The sequence below is a fragment of the Acidisoma sp. genome (assembly GCF_965199065.1).
GTDB lineage: Bacteria > Pseudomonadota > Alphaproteobacteria > Acetobacterales > Acetobacteraceae > Acidisoma.
This window is the reverse complement of the sequence record NZ_CBDAQN010000003.1, coordinates 543,070-558,470: the sequence shown is the minus strand read 5'-3', so window position 1 is coordinate 558,470 and position 15,401 is coordinate 543,070. Positions and strand designations below refer to the sequence as shown.

The 15,401-nt window shown below is 67.5% G+C and carries 16 protein-coding genes; 6 read left to right on the top strand and 10 right to left on the bottom strand.

From position 1 onward, the window contains the following. Position 1 precedes the first annotated feature (1 nt). The 4 genes from lpdA to ACOEQ1_RS10750 all read left to right on the top strand — a co-directional run bounded on the left by lpdA (position 2) and on the right by ACOEQ1_RS10750 (position 3,403). A complete protein-coding gene (gene lpdA, locus ACOEQ1_RS10765; RefSeq protein ID WP_419759246.1) occupies positions 2-1,399 on the top strand; it encodes a dihydrolipoyl dehydrogenase in 1,398 nt (465 codons plus the stop codon). A gap of 142 nt (positions 1,400-1,541) precedes the next feature. Beyond that, a complete protein-coding gene (lipA, locus tag ACOEQ1_RS10760) occupies positions 1,542-2,510 on the top strand; it encodes a lipoyl synthase (RefSeq protein ID WP_419759245.1) in 969 nt (322 codons plus the stop codon). Beyond that, positions 2,510-2,983 carry a type II toxin-antitoxin system RatA family toxin gene (locus tag ACOEQ1_RS10755; RefSeq protein ID WP_419759244.1) on the top strand — a complete coding sequence of 158 codons (474 nt, stop codon included), beginning with the start codon at positions 2,510-2,512 and terminating at the stop codon, positions 2,981-2,983. Before lipA ends, ACOEQ1_RS10755 begins: the two co-directional genes overlap by 1 nt. A 66-nt stretch (positions 2,984-3,049) precedes the next feature. Further along, entirely contained in the window at positions 3,050-3,403 is a 354-nt protein-coding gene (locus tag ACOEQ1_RS10750; protein ID WP_419759243.1) for a hypothetical protein, read from the top strand. Positions 3,404-3,500: 97 nt separating this feature from the next. Here ACOEQ1_RS10750 and ACOEQ1_RS10745 read toward each other — a convergent pair whose 3' ends face one another. Next, the gene (locus ACOEQ1_RS10745) at positions 3,501-3,635 is read right to left on the bottom strand and encodes a hypothetical protein (protein WP_419759242.1); all 135 of its coding nucleotides are present in this window, start codon (positions 3,633-3,635) and stop codon (positions 3,501-3,503) included. A 31-nt stretch (positions 3,636-3,666) separates the two neighbouring features. Then, entirely contained in the window at positions 3,667-4,989 is a 1,323-nt protein-coding gene (locus ACOEQ1_RS10740) for an energy transducer TonB (protein WP_419759241.1), read from the bottom strand. Between the two features lie 157 nt (positions 4,990-5,146). Here ACOEQ1_RS10740 and ACOEQ1_RS10735 point away from each other — a divergent pair, with 157 nt between their 5' ends. After that, on the top strand, positions 5,147-6,523 hold the full coding sequence (locus tag ACOEQ1_RS10735; RefSeq protein WP_419759240.1) for an ethanolamine ammonia-lyase subunit EutB: 1,377 nt from the start codon (positions 5,147-5,149) through the stop codon (positions 6,521-6,523). Positions 6,524-6,530: 7 nt separating this feature from the next. Further along, positions 6,531-7,310, top strand: a complete 780-nt coding sequence (gene eutC / locus ACOEQ1_RS10730; protein ID WP_419759239.1) for an ethanolamine ammonia-lyase subunit EutC — start codon at positions 6,531-6,533, stop codon at positions 7,308-7,310. Here eutC and ACOEQ1_RS10725 read toward each other — a convergent pair. From ACOEQ1_RS10725 to ACOEQ1_RS10690, 8 genes are all read right to left on the bottom strand, one after another. Beyond that, positions 7,307-9,013: an EAL domain-containing protein gene (locus tag ACOEQ1_RS10725; protein WP_419759238.1), complete on the bottom strand. Its 1,707-nt coding sequence runs from the start codon at positions 9,011-9,013 to the stop codon at positions 7,307-7,309. The two genes, eutC and ACOEQ1_RS10725, sit on opposite strands and share 4 nt — an antisense overlap. Positions 9,014-9,184: 171 nt before the next feature. Then, positions 9,185-10,075, bottom strand: coding sequence for a Pnap_2097 family protein (locus ACOEQ1_RS10720; protein ID WP_419759237.1), 891 nt, complete (start codon positions 10,073-10,075; stop codon positions 9,185-9,187). Further along, positions 10,075-11,349 carry an MSMEG_0569 family flavin-dependent oxidoreductase gene (locus ACOEQ1_RS10715; protein ID WP_419759236.1) on the bottom strand — a complete coding sequence of 425 codons (1,275 nt, stop codon included), beginning with the start codon at positions 11,347-11,349 and terminating at the stop codon, positions 10,075-10,077. Before ACOEQ1_RS10715 ends, ACOEQ1_RS10720 begins: the two co-directional genes overlap by 1 nt. 5 nt (positions 11,350-11,354) lie before the next feature. After that, positions 11,355-11,642, bottom strand: a complete 288-nt coding sequence (locus ACOEQ1_RS10710; RefSeq protein ID WP_419759235.1) for an MSMEG_0570 family nitrogen starvation response protein — start codon at positions 11,640-11,642, stop codon at positions 11,355-11,357. Continuing rightward, positions 11,635-12,783: an MSMEG_0565 family glycosyltransferase gene (locus ACOEQ1_RS10705; RefSeq protein WP_419759234.1), complete on the bottom strand. Its 1,149-nt coding sequence runs from the start codon at positions 12,781-12,783 to the stop codon at positions 11,635-11,637. Before ACOEQ1_RS10705 ends, ACOEQ1_RS10710 begins: the two co-directional genes overlap by 8 nt. Before the next feature lie 8 nt (positions 12,784-12,791). Then, positions 12,792-13,754, bottom strand: coding sequence for a sll0787 family AIR synthase-like protein (locus ACOEQ1_RS10700; protein ID WP_419759233.1), 963 nt, complete (start codon positions 13,752-13,754; stop codon positions 12,792-12,794). Further along, entirely contained in the window at positions 13,754-14,293 is a 540-nt protein-coding gene (locus ACOEQ1_RS10695; RefSeq protein WP_419760679.1) for an MSMEG_0567/Sll0786 family nitrogen starvation N-acetyltransferase, read from the bottom strand. The genes ACOEQ1_RS10700 and ACOEQ1_RS10695 overlap by 1 nt, the downstream gene beginning before the upstream one ends. Further along, positions 14,293-15,396: an MSMEG_0568 family radical SAM protein gene (locus tag ACOEQ1_RS10690; protein ID WP_419759232.1), complete on the bottom strand. Its 1,104-nt coding sequence runs from the start codon at positions 15,394-15,396 to the stop codon at positions 14,293-14,295. Before ACOEQ1_RS10690 ends, ACOEQ1_RS10695 begins: the two co-directional genes overlap by 1 nt. Between the last annotated feature and the right edge of the window lie 5 nt (positions 15,397-15,401).

The window sequence follows — 15,401 nt, the reverse complement described above, 5'->3', positions numbered from 1 at the left end:
CATGGCCGAGCAATCATTCGATCTCGTGGTCGTCGGTGGCGGCCCGGGCGGCTATGTCGCCGCGATCCGCGCCTCCCAGCTCGGCATGAAAACCGCCGTCGTCGAGCGCGAGCATCTCGGCGGCATCTGCCTGAACTGGGGCTGCATCCCGACCAAGGCCCTGCTGCGCAGTTCGGAAATCTCGCACCTGCTGCATCACCTCGACGAGTTCGGCTTCAAGGCGGACAACATTAGCTTCGACCTGGAGAAGGTGGTGAAACGGTCGCGTGGTGTCGCCAAGCAACTGGTCACCGGGGTCGGCTATCTGCTCAAGAAGAACAAGGTCACGGTGTTCGACGGGCGGGCGAAACTCACTGGGAAGGGCACCCTCGCGGTCGAGAAGGACGGCAAGCCTGTCGCGACGCTCAAGGCGCCGCACATCATCCTGGCGACCGGCGCCCGCCCGCGCGAGCTGCCCGGCATCGAGGCCGACGGCAAGCTAATCTGGAACTACAAGCACGCGATGGTTCCGACCATGATGCCGAAGAGCCTGCTGGTGATCGGCTCGGGCGCCATCGGCATCGAGTTTGCGAGCTTCTACCTCAACATGGGCGCGAAGGTGACCGTGATCGAGGTGATGGACCGCGTCCTGCCCGTGGAGGACGAGGAAATCGGCGCCTTCGCACGTAAGGCCTTCGAGAAGCAGGGCATGGTCATCCACACCAGCGCCGCCGTGAAGGGCGTGAAGAAGGGCACGGATAACGTGACCGTCACCGTCGAGGCCGGCGGGAAAGCGCAGGAGATCACCGTGGACCGCGTCATCTCGGCGGTCGGCATCGTCGGCAACGTCGAGAACCTCGGCCTCGAGGAGGCGGGCGTGAAGGTGGAACGTACCCACGTCGTGGTCGACGGCTTCGGCCGCACCGGGGTCGAAGGCATCTACGCAATCGGAGACCTCGCTGGCGCGCCGTGGCTCGCGCACAAGGCGAGCCATGAGGGCGTCATCTGCGTCGAGGCGATCGCTGGCAAGCATCCGCATCCGCTGGATATCGCCAACATTCCCGGTTGCACCTACTGCCGCCCGCAGGTGGCCTCCGTCGGCATGACCGAAGCCAAGGCGAAAGCGACGGGCCGCGCGATCAAGGTCGGGCACTTCCCGTTCATCGGCAATGGCAAGGCCATCGCGATGGGCGAGCCCGAGGGCATGATCAAGACGATCTTCGACGCCAAGACTGGGGAGCTACTGGGCGCGCATATGGTAGGCGCCGAGGTGACCGAGATGATCCAGGGCTACGTGATCGCGCGGACGCTGGAGACAACGGAGGAAGAGCTGATGCACACGGTGTTTCCGCATCCCACCGTCAGCGAGACCATGCATGAGGCGGTGCTTGACGCGTACGGGCAGGCAATCCACTTTTAGTTCTGAACCGGCCGAAAGTTTTCTGGTTCTTTCGCAAATAAGAACCAGACGAGGCGCTTCCTTTTGTAATCCTGGCCGGGGCTACTAGCTCGGCGCCCTGGCTAGGAGCGAAGAAGCAAAACTTCCTTCAGATGAGGCGACCATGGCGACGCGTGTGCTCATCGATCATCGCCACCCGGAGAAGGCGCACCGGCCGGACAACCCGGTGGCGCGCAAGCCCGATTGGATCCGTGTGAAGGCGCCGAACCACCCGACCTATCACGAGACCCGCAATCTGATGCGGGAGAACAAGCTCGTGACCGTGTGCGAGGAAGCGGCCTGCCCGAACATCGGCGAGTGCTGGTCGCAGCGCCATGCGACGATGATGATAATGGGCGACACCTGCACCCGCGCCTGCGCCTTCTGCAATGTCCGCACCGGAATGCCCGGGGGGCTCGACGCTGGCGAGCCCGCGCGGGTCGCGGATGCGGTGGCGAAGCTGGGTTTGCGCCATGTCGTCATCACGTCGGTCGATCGGGACGATCTGGCGGATGGCGGTGCGCGGCATTTCGCGCGCGTGATCGGCGCCATCCGCACGGCGGCGCCCGGTACGACCATCGAGGTGCTGACGCCGGACTTCCTGCGCAAACCGGGAGCGGTGGAAATCGTGGCCGAGGCCGCCCCGGATGTCTTCAACCATAATCTGGAGACGGTGCCGCGCCTCTACCCGACGATCCGGCCGGGAGCGCGCTACTTCCAGTCGCTGCGGCTGCTGGATCAGGTGAAGATGCTGAACCCGGCGATCTTCACGAAGTCGGGGCTGATGGTGGGGCTGGGAGAGGCGCGGCCGGAGATCGGCCAGGTGATGGACGATCTGCGGATAGCGGATGTTGATTTCCTGACCCTTGGCCAATATCTGCAGCCGACGCCGAAGCACGCCGCCGTCGCGGGCTTCGTGACGCCGGACGAGTTCGCGGACTACGCTTCAACAGCACGGGCAAAGGGCTTTCTGATGGTTTCCGCAACGCCTTTGACCCGGAGCTCCTATCACGCGGACGCCGATTTCGAGGCGTTGAGAGCGGCACGGGCGGCATTGCTCGCGGTGTCGGCAGAGCGGGTTGTTTCCGTCTGATGCCGCGGTATGCGGAGCAGAAGCGGGTTCCCTATAGACCCGAGCAGATGTTCGATCTGGTCGCGGACGTGGGGAAGTATCCGCAGTTTCTCCCTTGGTGCGTCGGCGCGCGCATCCGGACGCATACGGAGGAGGAACTGGTGGCCGACCTCACCATCGGCTTCGGGCCATTCCGGGAAAGCTTTACCAGCCGGGTCACGCTCGAGCACTCGCACACGATCGTGGTCCATTACGAGAACGGGCCGTTCAAATACCTCAACAACCGCTGGCGGTTCCAGCCCGACCCGGGCGGTTGCGTGATCGATTTCTTTGTTGATTTCGAGTTCAGGAGCAAGGTGTTGCAGATGGCGATCGGTTCGGTGTTCGCCGAGGCGGTGCGCCGGATGGTCTATGCCTTCCTGAAGCGGGCGCGCGACGTTTATGGCCCACCAGCCGCGACGATGGGCGTGGTGCCGGTCGCCGCCAAGGGCTGAGAGGCGCGTTAGCCGGACGTTCAGAAATCGGGCACTAATCTGAGGGAGAACCTGGACGGATCTCCTATGCGCCTGATGACTGTTTTGACCGGTATCATGATCTGCACGACGGCCCCATTGGCCTGGGCCGGGGGGCCTGTCGGCCACTATGCCGTCGATGGCACAAGCGTGGGCAGCGGCCCCTATACGGGCACGGTCGAGGTTACGCCGACCGGCGACACCTACCGCGTCGTCTGGAAGATCGGCAGCGAGACGTTTATCGGCACTGGCATCGGGAACGATTCGTTCATGGCCGTGTCCTACGCGTCCGGCAGCACCACCGGCCTGGCTCTTTATTCGTCAGAGAACGGCGACTGGTCCGGCATCTGGGCCTATGGCGGCGGCACCACCATCAGCACCGAGAACTGGACCCGCCGATAGGCTGCGCGGGATCAGCCCATGACGTAGGGCGGATACGCCGGCTCCCATACGGTCGCGTCGACCCGGGCCGCGATGCCGGCCTCGGTCGCTGTGGGGATCAGTCCCTCGGCAGCAGGCCGTTGAGGCCGAACAGGGTGCGTTCGTCCTCGGCGAAGCTGTTGCACTTGTTGAGGATCGGCTCGTCGATCAGCTGGGACCCTCGCAGGGAGACATGCTTGGGCGCAGCGCTCATGGTCGGCTTCTCCGGCCGGTGACGACAAGTTTCAGCGAATGATCTCGAAGTGCATCGAGGCCGTGATCCTGGCGGTGTTTGACTTGGCGTCAGGCGGGAAGGGAGGCAGATCGGCGTCCCGGAACAGCCCGAGCCAAGCCTGATCGAGGAGCGCATAGCCGGTGGGCGAGACCATTTCGAGGCCGGACACGTGCCCGGCCCGGTCGACCGAGAAGCGGATGACGACAGTGCCCTGCTGGTTCAAATCGCCGGCCATTTCCGGATAGTATTTGTGCTCGTTGACCCACTGCTCGAGTTCCGCAATCCAGTTCGTGCCGACATCGCCCTGCACGGAAAGGTCGGAACCGGAACCGGGTTGCTGCGACTGGGGCAGCGTGAGGTTCATGCCATGCGTGAAGCCGCTGCTGGGGCTGCCGCCGCCGCTGAAGGATAGGCCGTTCATCACCATCGCGCCGCCGAGCGCGCGGCTCTGAGACCTTGAGGTGCGGTGCGCCAGCCGCGGCGGTGCGGGCGGCAGGGGTGGCGGTGGAGGCGGTAGCGGCACCGGCGCCAGTTCGGGCATCGGCGGCAGATTGAGGTTCATCTCGGCCTCCGAATCATCGACCGGCGGCACAGGAGGCGTGGGGACGGGTACCGGAACAGGTGGCACCGGAACAGGTGGCACCGGAACGGGTGGCGTCGCCACCGGTGGCGCGGCCGGCGGCGGCGGCGGCAGGTTGATCTTCGGCAGCGGCGGCGCTGGCGGCTTGGGCGGCACAGACTTGGGCGGCACAGGCTTGGGCGGCACAGGTTTGGGCGTCGGCGGCGGCTTGGGTTGTGCAGGCTTGGGCGCCACAGGTTTCGGGAGAGGCTTCACCACCGCCGGCGGTGGCCTCGGTGCGGGAGGCGTCACCGGCCTGGGCGGGGTCGGCAGTGGCGGTGTCGGCAGCGGCGGCGTTGGCAGCGGCGGCGTTGGCAACGGCGGTGTCGGCAGTGGCGGTGTCGGCAGTGGGGGCGCCGGAGGTGCAGGCGGTGTCGCCTCAGCGACCCGCGGCTGCGTAGGCGCCCTCGGTCCTGGCCTGCCTGCCTGCTGCGCCTTCTGCGGCGGTCCTTTCTTCCCGGCCGGCGAGGCGGCGGTTTTGGCGCCGGGCTGGAACACCACCTCGACGCTCGGCGGCGCGGCCGCCTCCTGCGGCGGCGGCTTGTTGGGGAAAACGATGATCATGGCCGCGATCAGCGCGACATGCACCGCCGCCGAGAATGCCGCGGCCCATGCCAGCCGGTTGCGGTCCAGCACGACGCGACGGCGAGGCACGAGCGGGATGCGGCGGCCTTGCGTGCCGCCAAGGGTCGGCATCCGCCGTGGGCTTATCATGCTGTCCGACGCGAGCCTTCAGAGACCGGAGGGCTCCGCATAGCATGGTCTCGATCAAGGATTAAACGGCCCTGCCATCGTGAAGCTCGTTTGCGCTTGGCAGTTGCAATGCGTAACCCAGGCTTGGAGAGTGCCTCCGGAACAGGAGGACACCGCCATGTATGCGAGCGCCGTCGGCGGAACCCGCTACAGCTTCCCGGACCTTCGCACGCTCATGGCGCGCGCCACCCCGCATCGCTCGGGCGACGTGCTCGCGGGCGTCGCCGCCGCCACCATGGCGGAGCGCGTGGCCGCGCAGATGGCGCTCGCCGATCTGCCGCTGCAGACTTTCCTCAACGAAGCCATCGTGCCGTATGAGGCCGACGAGATCACCCGGCTCATCATCGACACGCACGACGCGCGCGCCTTTGCCCCGGTGGCGGCCCTGACCGTCGGTGGTCTGCGGGACTGGCTGCTGTCGGACGAGGCGGATGGAGCGGCGCTTGCCGCGCTCTCGCCCGGACTCACACCGGAGATGGCGGCGGCGGTCGCCAAAATCTGCCGCATCCAGGATCTCATCCTGATCGCCGCCAAGCGCCGCGTGACGACCCGGTTCCGGGATACGATCGGCCTGCCCGGGCGGCTCGCCTCCCGCCTGCAACCGAACCACCCGACCGACGACCCGAAGGGTATCCTCGCCAGCATCGTCGATGGCCTGCTGCTCGGCTGCGGCGATGCGGTGATCGGGATCAACCCGGCCTCCGACAGTCCGCAGCGGGTGCATGACCTGCTCTGCATGCTCGACGATCTGCGCCAGCGGCTGGAGGTGCCGACGCAAAGCTGCGTGCTGACCCATGTAACGACGGCAATCGGCCTCATGGCAGGCGGCACGCCGGTCGATCTCGTCTTCCAGTCCATTGGCGGCACGGAAGCCACGAATACGAGCTTCGGCTTCGGCCTCTCGACGTTGAAGGAGGCGCATGAGGCGGCGCTGAGCCTGAAGCGCGGCACCGTCGGCGCCGACGTGATGTATTTCGAGACCGGGCAGGGCAGCGCGCTCTCCGCCGACGCGCATCATGGCTGCGACCAGCAGACGATCGAGGCGCGGGCCTATGCGGTCGCACGGCAGTTCTCGCCGCTGCTGGTCAACACCGTCGTCGGCTTCATCGGACCGGAATACCTCTATAACGGGCGCGAAATCATCCGGGCGGGGCTGGAGGACCACTTCTGCGCCAAGCTGCTCGGCGTGCCGATGGGCTGCGACGTCTGCTACACGAACCATGCGGAGGCGGATCAGGACGACATGGACGTGCTGATGACCGCGCTGGCGGCGGCGGGGCTCACCTTCATCATGGGCGTGCCGGGGGCGGATGACGTGATGCTCGGCTACCAGAGCACCTCGTTCCACGATGTGCTCGCCCTGCGGCAGATGATGGGGCTGAAACCCGCGCCGGAATTCGAGGCCTGGCTCGACCGCGTCGGCCTGACCGACGAGGCCGGGCGGGTTCGGCCGCTCGCCATGCCTGAGCGCTTCCAGCGGCTGCTGGCGGCCTGATATGGCGATGCCGGATCGTTTCGCCGGGCTTCGCCCCTATACCGTGGCCCGTATCGGGCTCGGCCGCAGCGGGCCGGGGATCGCGACCGCCGACCATCTCGCCTTCCGCGCCGCCCATGCGCTCGCTCGGGACGCGGTGCATGCGAGCCTCGACCTCGATGCGATGGAGGCCGCTCTGGCGCCGCTCGGGCTTCCGGTGCTGCGCGTCGAGAGCCGGGCCTCCGATCAGTCGAGCTACCTGACGCGACCGGATCTCGGCCGCCGCCTCGCCGACCCGTCCGTGGCGTTGCTGCGGGAGCGCGCGCCGGGGGAGGAGATCGCAATCCTGGTCGCAGGCGGCCTTTCGGCGCGGGCGACGGCGAGCCACGCCGCACCTCTGCTCGCGCTGCTGGTGGCCGAACTTCAAAGGTCGGGACGCCGGGCGGGGCCGATCTGCATCGCCCCGCGCGGGCGGGTGGCGCTCGGTGACGAGGTGGGGGCGCTGCTCGGCGCGCGGCTGATGCTCGTGCTGATCGGCGAGCGGCCGGGGCTGAGTTCGCCGGACAGCCTTGGCGCCTATGTTACGATGCGTCCGGCAGTCGGGCGGACGGATGCGGACCGCAACTGCGTCTCCAACATCCGGCCCGAGGGGATGGCGCTGCCGGAGGCCGCCCGGCGCATCACCTGGCTGATAGATCAGGCGATGACGCGGAACATCAGCGGCGTGACCCTCAAGGATGACAGCGACAGGGTGCTGGTGGCAGGGCCGGCAGAGGCGAAGGCGCTCCCGTCATCCATCGATAGCTAGGCGGAGGCGCCCATTCCGGCATCCGGCGTCCAGGCCCGGAACCAGGCGGCGAAGTCCTCCGCCGGCAAGGGCTGCCCGAAGAAATAGCCCTGGGCCTCGTCACAGCCCGCCTCAGCCACAAGATCGAGCGCCTCCTGCGTCTCCACACCCTCCGCCACGACGCGGTAGCCGAGATCGTGGCATAGCGCGACCGTCGCTCGGACGACCGCGAGGTTGCCGGCCTCGTTGGCCAGGCCCCGGATGAAAGACTGATCGATCTTCACCGTCTGAGCCGGCAGCCGCTGCAGGTAGGACAGCCCGCTGTATCCCGTGCCGAAGTCGTCGATCGCGAGCCGCACCCCGCTGCCCGCTATCGTGTTCAGCATCGACAGCACGAGATTGGCCTCGCCGATGAGGGCGCTCTCGGTCATTTCCAGTTCGAGCGCCGCAGGGTCGAGGTGGTGCTCGGCGAGCCCGGCCGCCAGACGTTCGGCAAAATCCTGCTCGAGCAGGTTCATGGCCGAAACATTGACGGCGAGATCGAGCCCCAGACCCACGGCGCGCCATGCCGCCAGCTGCCGCATCGCCATTTCCAGCACGCGCGCGGTGACGGGGCGGATCATCGCACTCTGTTCGACGAACGGCATGAACTCCGCCGGGGAGACGCCGCCAAGCGTCGCACTTCGCCAGCGCAGCAAGGCCTCCGCCCCGCAGCACGCGCCGGAGCCGAGGTCGATCCTCGGCTGATAGGCGAGGCTGAGTTCCTCCGGGTGGTCGAGCGCGTAATCGAAGGCGGCCAGGATGGCGAAGCGGCGCCGGTGAACGGCGTCGTGGGCGGGCGAGTAGATCGCCACCCGGCTGTCGGTCAGCCGCGCATCCTGCGCCGCGTTGTGAGCCATGCGAAGCACATCCAGCGGGTTATCCTCGCCGAGGATGAAGGGAGCGATCCCGAGCGCGGTCGTCGCGACAAAACGCGACTTCGCAAGGGCGCGCGCCTCCTGAAGCTGGATGGTGACGAAGTCCCGGTAGGCTTCCTCGGTCATTCCTGCGGGTGCCAGACAGGCGAACTGCGTGCCGGTGACGTGATAGGCGGTCTGCCCCGGGCCGATCATGTTGCGAAATCGCCTCGCTGCATCGAGCACGAGCGCATCGAGGTATCCCGTGCCCATCACCCGGACGGAGCTGATGAGCTGCTCGGGGCTGGCAAGATCGATCATCGCCGCCAGCCGCCGCTGCTTTGGCGTCTCGCGTGCCAAAGCCTCCAGATCCGCGACGAACTGCGCGCGGTTGGGTAGGCCGCTGCTCGCGTCGATGCGCCCGATGCCGGGATGCATCGCAACCTGAACCATCAGCATCGCGGCGAGATCGGTGAGGCCCTCGGCTTCCGCCGCGGAGACCACGCGCGGCGCCCGGTCGAACACGCAGAGCGCGCCGATGCTTTGGCCGTCCGCGGTGACGAGTGGCGCCGCCGCGTAGAAGCGGAGGCCGGCTGCGGCGAGTTCGCCCTGCGCATAGCCGCTGTTCGCCAGATCGGAGATAGAGGTGAAACCCCGGCCCGTCGCGTCTGCCGCCAGCGGTAGCGCGCGTTGGGGAATGCTCTCCAGGCTCAATCCGATGACCGACCGGAAGCTGTAACGGTCCCGGTCGATCATCGCGATGGCGGCATGGGGAACATCGAACAGCTTGCAGGCTGTGCGGGTGACGCGGTCAAATCCATTCTGCAACGAGTCCCGCGGCTCCAGCTGAGGCCGCGGGCGGTGGCGAGCTTCTTGAGTCGGGCGGGGCATCGATACTCCGGGCGGCGTCAACACCAGGCAGCAGATACACCCCGACCGTCGCATCGAGCTGTCGATCTTTAGGACAAGCGAAATCCTCGTCGGGTAGTGGCCGAACGATCAGAGAACGCTCAATGCCCTGGCTGTAAAGATATCCGCCAATATTGCGCGCCCGCTTTCTCGTGTCAGCCGGCACCAGTGGGTGAGGGAGTGGTCATCCCTCACCACGGCCAAAAGGCTGATGACGACCCGATCTCCCACGTCGATATTACCGCGATAGATGATGTCGCGACGCCGGGTGACAACGGCCAGATCGGTAATGCGGAAGAAAGACCATTCGGCGCGATCGACGAACGCCTGGAACATCGCGCAGTACAAGTATCCGGCCCCGTTGAAGTCCTGGGCGGGACAGGCGTCGATTATGAACTCCGCCTGGGCATGCCCCGCACTGCGCTCGAAACCGAAATGCGCCTGCCAGCGCTCGGCGCGCAAGGCCGAGGCCTCGGCGGCGAAGCCTGTCAACGGGGCACGGCGGATGAGCGGCGGCAGGCCGAGAGGCGTGGCCGCGGCGGCCGAGCGGTTCACGCCCGCCGTCATCCGCTTGACGAACGTCGAGATGACTTCGACCTCGGCCACCGGACGGCCCTTCACCGAGAGGCGATGGACCGAGCGGAACTGCGTGTTGGAGAGGCGGGTGAGGTCGCTCGCCACGTCGAGCACCGCGTTCGCCCGCGCGGCGCCTAGGTCGCCGTGCCGCAGGGAAACGGCGTTGAACGCGGCATGGACGGCCGCGCCGTGCGCATCCTCGAACTCGGGCAGCGACAGGCCGAGCGCGTAGGCCAGCAACGTCCAGTGCCGGTGACCGATATCCTTGAGCAACCAGGTTTCGGAGAGGCCGTCCCGGCAAAGCTGCGGCATGCCCAAGACGATCGAGCGCGCCATGCCGTCATAGGGCGAACCGACAGTGGCGAGCGACGGCAGCGGCCACGCCTCAAGCGCGTCCGGTGTCATCAGCCGGCTGCCCTGAGCCGGTGGGAGGCAAGGCCGAGATGCTCCCCGATACGCTCGGCGAGAAAGCCTGCATCCCGGCCGACGCCCACGAAGCGGCCTGACCCCCAGGTATGAAGCCAGGGCAGGCCTAGAACATAGGCGCCAGCCATGCCGGTGACGCCGCGACGATGCACGGGATAGCCGGCGCCGTTGAAGATGGGCAGTTCGACCCATGACCAGTCGGGGCGGAACCCGGTGGACCAGACGATGCTGGTGATGCCGGCAGCGACGGGATCGAGCGCAGCCGGGGCCACGTCAGGCACCCAGACCGGCTGGTAAGGCTCGCCGGCGGGCGCCTCGATGCCGTGCTCGGCGATATGCTTGTCGATGAACGCGCAAATGCCGTTGTAAACGGCGTCGGCTCCATCGAGGTTTTTTGCCAGGTCGTCCTGAAAGCGGAGGATGCCGTCCTCCACGGTCTCCAGGCGGCCGTAGAGCCGCATCCCCTCCAGCGCGAAGCGGCGCAGATCGATGTCCCGCCCGCCATCGCGGCCTGTGAGGTAGTGGTTGGCGCGGCGGCGCACGGCGTCACCCGCCGGATGCTTCTCCACCGGCAGATCATACTGGCCGAGATCGGCGAGCCAGTCGACGGCGTCTCGCCCGCGATAGACGCGCGGGCAACGCGGCGCGGTGCCGACGACGAGATGCACGGCGCGTCCGGCGAGATGCAGATCCTCGGCGATCTGGCAGCCGGATTGTCCGCTCCCGACAACGAGCACCTCGCCTTCAGGAAGTTGAGACGGGTTGCGGTAGGCGGACGAGTGAAGCTGATGAATGCCGGGCGCGATGCGTTCGGCAATGCGGGGGATCTGCGGCACATGGTAGCCGGAGACGGCGAGCACGACGGCGTCCGCTGTAAATTCGCCCTCGGAGGTCTGCACGGCAAAGTTGTCCGTCGCGGTCTTCGCGACCCGCCTGACGACGACGCCCTCGCGCACCGGCGCCTCGATCAGCCGGGCATAGTCTTCGACATAACGAACGATTTCATCCTTGAGCATAAAGCCGTTGGGGTCGTTGCCGGGATACGGGTAGCCTGGCAGCTGGCACTGCCAGTTGGGGGTGACGAGGCAAAAGCTGTCCCAGCGCTGGGTCGCCCATGCATGGGCAATGCGGTTCTTCTCGAAGATCACATGCGCGATGCCCTGTGCCTTGAGGCAATAGCTCATCGAGAGGCCAGCCTGGCCGCCGCCGACGATGATGACGGGAACGTGGTTGGAGCCGGGTGAGGATGACATGACGCTCATTCTCTGAAAGCAAGGACGTGGACAACAGGATCGGGCGTGCCGGCAAAACTTGTCGCGCGGGCTTCGAGACGCGCGAGTTGCGCCATCGCCCGAGAGCAGGGGAAGCCGTACTTCGCCTCCACGCGCTCGCTGGCAATCCCGAGCGCCGTGCGGCAGCGGGCGACGAATTCGGGCAGCGGGTATGCGACGCCGACCGCGAGATGTTCGCGCACCACAAGGGACGGCGAGTAGCAGGCTTCCGTGGCGTCGTCCGGCCAGCGGATGTCGAAGATCATTTCAGGCATGGGCCTGCTCCAGCATGTTTGCGTAAGCGTCCAGATGACGGGTCGCGACCTCGGCCCAGGAATGAGACGCGGCTCGGATCAGGCCGCGCGCGGCAAGCAGAGCCCGCCGCCCTGGCTGCATCGCGGCTTTTATGCCGGCTGCAATCGATGATGCGTCGTGCGGATCGCACCAGACGACATCGTCCTCCTCGAGATAATCGGTGAACGGCTGCATGAGGGAGGTGAGAACCGGCACACCCGTTGCCATGGCCTCCAGCACCACAAGGCCGAAGCCCTCCTTCACCGACGGGAAGAGCAGCAGCGTCGCCGCCCGGTAGAGCGCCGGCATGAGCCGTTGCGGCAACGGACCGGTGACGATGACCGCATCCTCCGGAAGCCCGCTCGCGGCCAGCGTTTGGGTGAAGGCCGCCTGGTAACTGCCGTGGTCGAGCAGCGAGGCGCCGCCGGCGACGACGAGCCGTGCCTGGGGGTGATCCCGGCGGGCGATGGCGAAGGCTTCGAGAATGCGGACGGTGTTCTTGCGGCTCTCGACGCCGCCGACGGAGAGGAAGACCGGGACATCGCCTGAGAGCGCAAGGTGCGCGCGCAACTCCGCATCCGCCGCGTCCGTCCGGCTGGAGAAACGGCCGAGGTCGACGCCGTTGCCGACAACGGGGGCGTGGCGGCCCAACTCCATCGCGAGCCAGTCCCGCCAGAGCGGGCTCACCACGAACAACTGGTCGGCGGCGGTGATGGCCGTGCGCTGCATGGCCGCGAGACCAGGATCGGCGAAGCTGTCGACGTGATGGACGGTGCGGGCGAAGCCGGGGATGCGGCGGGAGCGCTTCAGCGCGGCCAGCGCATTGCCGGAAATGCCGTCCTGCGCGTGCCAGACATCGAAGCCTGCCGTCCCGGCGGCTTCGAAGTGGCGCAGGTAGTCGGCGACCCGGATCTCCACCATCTGCCGCGTGTCGGACCCGGCGGGCGAGGCGGGCACTTGAACCGTGCCGCAGATCGTCTCGCGGAAAAAACCTTCACCGGAGACATCAGGTGCGTGCACAACCGCGTGATGACCGAGGCGCGCGAGGGCGTCGCCCAGCTCCAGCGCATGAACGACCCCACCACGCGGATTGGTGGAGTGGGCAAGGATGGCAACCCGCAAGCACCGGCTCATGCGGCACAGCCGATCAGGGGTTGCCGGGCGAAATCCCAAACCGTCTCCCGCGCGCTGCCATCGAGGATCTCGACGACCGAGCCCGCAGTGACCGCACCCACATCCGCCGCCGCGATGCCGCGCGCCGTGAAGCGGCCGACCACGTCATCGACATGGAACGGAGGCACGGCGAGGATGTAGCCGAAGCTAGGGAAACTGAGCAGCCAGCGGTCCAAAGGCACGCCCTCGGGGCGCGGCACGCCAGCGAGGTCGATCGACAGCCCGACGCGCGAGCACTCCGCGAGCATCATCGCCGTGCCGACCAGCCCGGCCTGGCTGATATCCTTGCCGGCCTTCGAAAGACCGGCCTCGGCGATGAGCGGCAGCAACTCGATGTCGCCGCGCAACCGGTGCGCGGGGGCGTCGGTCGCGGCCTCCCAGTTCGGGAAGGGCTCGCGGTAGCGGCCGCGCAGATCGATCGCGGCCACCAGACGGTCGCCGGGGGCGGCATCGAACGAGGTCAGCAGCCGCTGCGCGCGGCCGAGGATGGCGACGGAAAGCTGCTGCGTGTCCGTCCGCAGATTGGTGTGGCCACCGACGATGGGCACGCCGAAAGCCGCAGAGGCGTCGCGCAACCCGTCGAGGATCGGGTCGCAGGCGTCTCCGGGAGCCCAGAGGGCATCGACGACGGCGACCGGCCGCCCGCCCATCGCGGCGACATCGGAGATGTTCACCATCACTCCGCACCAGCCGGCGAACCAGGGGTCCGCCGCCACGAAGGCGCTGATGAACCCCTCGATCGCCAGCAGCAGAAATCCGTCGCCGTCGGGGATCGCCGCGCAGTCGTCCCCCACTGCGATCGCCGAGGCGCCCGACAGGCCGAGGCGCGCGGCGGCGGTCGCGATATCCGCCTTGGCCGCGAAGGACCGGCTGGACCGGAGCGTCTCCGCGATCGTGGCGAGGGCGGCCGACCCCAGCATCAGGCAGCGCGCTTGAGGAAGGAGGAGAAGCCCGTCTCGGCATCGAGGATCGGCGGATAGTGGCCGAGGTCGGCGCGCATATGGTGGTGCGGCCGGCCGTGCAGATCGACGATGCCGAGCGTCTGCCAATGCAGGCGCTGGAACAGCAGCGCGTTGCGGCTCTGCACATAGGCGTAGAACTCGGAGGCTCCCCGGGCATGGGCGGAGCCGACGGCGAGCTTGATGAGCGCCGCGCCGAGCGCACCGACCCGCCGGTAGTCATGGGCGACGGCAAGGCGCGACCCCCACCAGATGCCGGGCTCCGGCTGATGAATACGCACCGTGCCAACGACCGCATCGGCAACGATGCCGAGCGAGGAGAGCGCCACGATCGGGATTGCCACGTCATCGATCGCGTCCCGGTCGTCAGCCTCGAAGATACCCTGCTCGGCGCAGAAGACGGCGCGGCGCAATGCCGCGGCGCCGTGCCGCTCCCACGCCTCGGTCGCGAACTTGACCCGGTATTCGGGGGAGAGAAACGGCGGGAAGGGCTCGAACATCACGCGACCAGCCTCCGCTCGTAGGTGGAGAGCGCCGAACACGCGCCGCACTTGCCGCAGCCGGCTTTGCTGTCGCCTGCACGGAGGCCAGCGCCGACGAGCATCTCGGCGAGCGGACCGAGCACACTGTGCATGAAAGCGGCAGTCGGCGCGGGGTGGTTTTCCAGCGGCGTGCCGGAGATCGGCACGAAGGGCACCACGAAGGGGTAGACGCCGAGGGCGACCAGATCGCGGCTCATGGCGAGGATCGCTTCAGCCGTGTCACCAAGTCCGGCCAGTACATAGGTGGAAACCTGGCCACGGCCGAACACCGCGACGGCGGCCTCGAACGCGCTCATGTAGCGGCTCAGCGGCACTTGCGCCTTGCCCGGCATGATCCGCGCCCGGACCTCCGGCGTCACCGCCTCCAGATGCATGCCGAGCGTGTCGACACCGGCTTCGCGCATGCGGGTGAACCACGCGTCGTCGTCGGGCGGCTCGCATTGGCCTTGGATTGGCAGGTCAACCGCCGCCTTTATGGCCTCGGCACTCTCGGCGAGAATGGCGGCGCCGCGATCCTTGCCCGGAGGCGTACCGGTGGTCATCACCATATGGCGGACGCCGTCCAGCTCCACCGCCGCTTTTGCAACTTCGGCGAGCTGAGCAGGCGTTTTCCGCTCCGTCGTGCGCCCGCCAGCGAGCGATTGGCCGATGGCGCAGAACTGGCACGTCTTGGTGCGGTTGACGTAGCGCACGCAGGTTTGCAGCACCGTGGTCGCCAGAACATCACGCCCGTGCAGCACGGCGAGCTTCGAGTAGGGAATGCCGTCCGCCGTGCTGAGGTCGTAGAAGCGCGGGCGGCGGGGAAACTGCACCTCGCCCAGCACCGTGTCGCCGTGGCGGACGCGGCTGCGGCCGGCGCTGTCGGGCGCCTCGACCAGATACGGGCTGCCGTGAGCCGGCGCCGTATGAACGGGCACCATCACCGTCATGCCGTCGAGCGTCAGCGCCTTGTGGTCGGACGGTCCCGCACCACCGCGACGGCTATCGGCGCCGGCGTTCGGGTCGACCAGCCGGGCGCCGAACGTCTGCAGCTCGTTGATGAGCTGCTCAGTCGGCAGCATAGGCG

Bases quoted from the DNA above. Each gene is read 5' to 3' on its own strand.
- lpdA (WP_419759246.1), top strand. From the start codon at position 2: ATGGCCGAGCAATCATTCGATCTCGTGGTCGTCGGTGGCGGCCCGGGC.
- lipA (WP_419759245.1), top strand. From the start codon at position 1,542: ATGGCGACGCGTGTGCTCATCGATCATCGCCACCCGGAGAAGGCGCAC.
- ACOEQ1_RS10755 (WP_419759244.1), top strand. From the start codon at position 2,510: ATGCCGCGGTATGCGGAGCAGAAGCGGGTTCCCTATAGACCCGAGCAG.
- ACOEQ1_RS10750 (WP_419759243.1), top strand. From the start codon at position 3,050: ATGCGCCTGATGACTGTTTTGACCGGTATCATGATCTGCACGACGGCC.
- ACOEQ1_RS10745 (WP_419759242.1), bottom strand. From the start codon at position 3,635: ATGAGCGCTGCGCCCAAGCATGTCTCCCTGCGAGGGTCCCAGCTGATC.
- ACOEQ1_RS10740 (WP_419759241.1), bottom strand. From the start codon at position 4,989: ATGATAAGCCCACGGCGGATGCCGACCCTTGGCGGCACGCAAGGCCGC.
- ACOEQ1_RS10735 (WP_419759240.1), top strand. From the start codon at position 5,147: ATGTATGCGAGCGCCGTCGGCGGAACCCGCTACAGCTTCCCGGACCTT.
- eutC (WP_419759239.1), top strand. From the start codon at position 6,531: ATGCCGGATCGTTTCGCCGGGCTTCGCCCCTATACCGTGGCCCGTATC.
- ACOEQ1_RS10720 (WP_419759237.1), bottom strand. From the start codon at position 10,075: ATGACACCGGACGCGCTTGAGGCGTGGCCGCTGCCGTCGCTCGCCACT.
- ACOEQ1_RS10715 (WP_419759236.1), bottom strand. From the start codon at position 11,349: ATGTCATCCTCACCCGGCTCCAACCACGTTCCCGTCATCATCGTCGGC.
- ACOEQ1_RS10710 (WP_419759235.1), bottom strand. From the start codon at position 11,642: ATGCCTGAAATGATCTTCGACATCCGCTGGCCGGACGACGCCACGGAA.
- ACOEQ1_RS10700 (WP_419759233.1), bottom strand. From the start codon at position 13,754: ATGCTGGGGTCGGCCGCCCTCGCCACGATCGCGGAGACGCTCCGGTCC.
- ACOEQ1_RS10695 (WP_419760679.1), bottom strand. From the start codon at position 14,293: ATGTTCGAGCCCTTCCCGCCGTTTCTCTCCCCCGAATACCGGGTCAAG.
- ACOEQ1_RS10690 (WP_419759232.1), bottom strand. From the start codon at position 15,396: ATGCTGCCGACTGAGCAGCTCATCAACGAGCTGCAGACGTTCGGCGCC.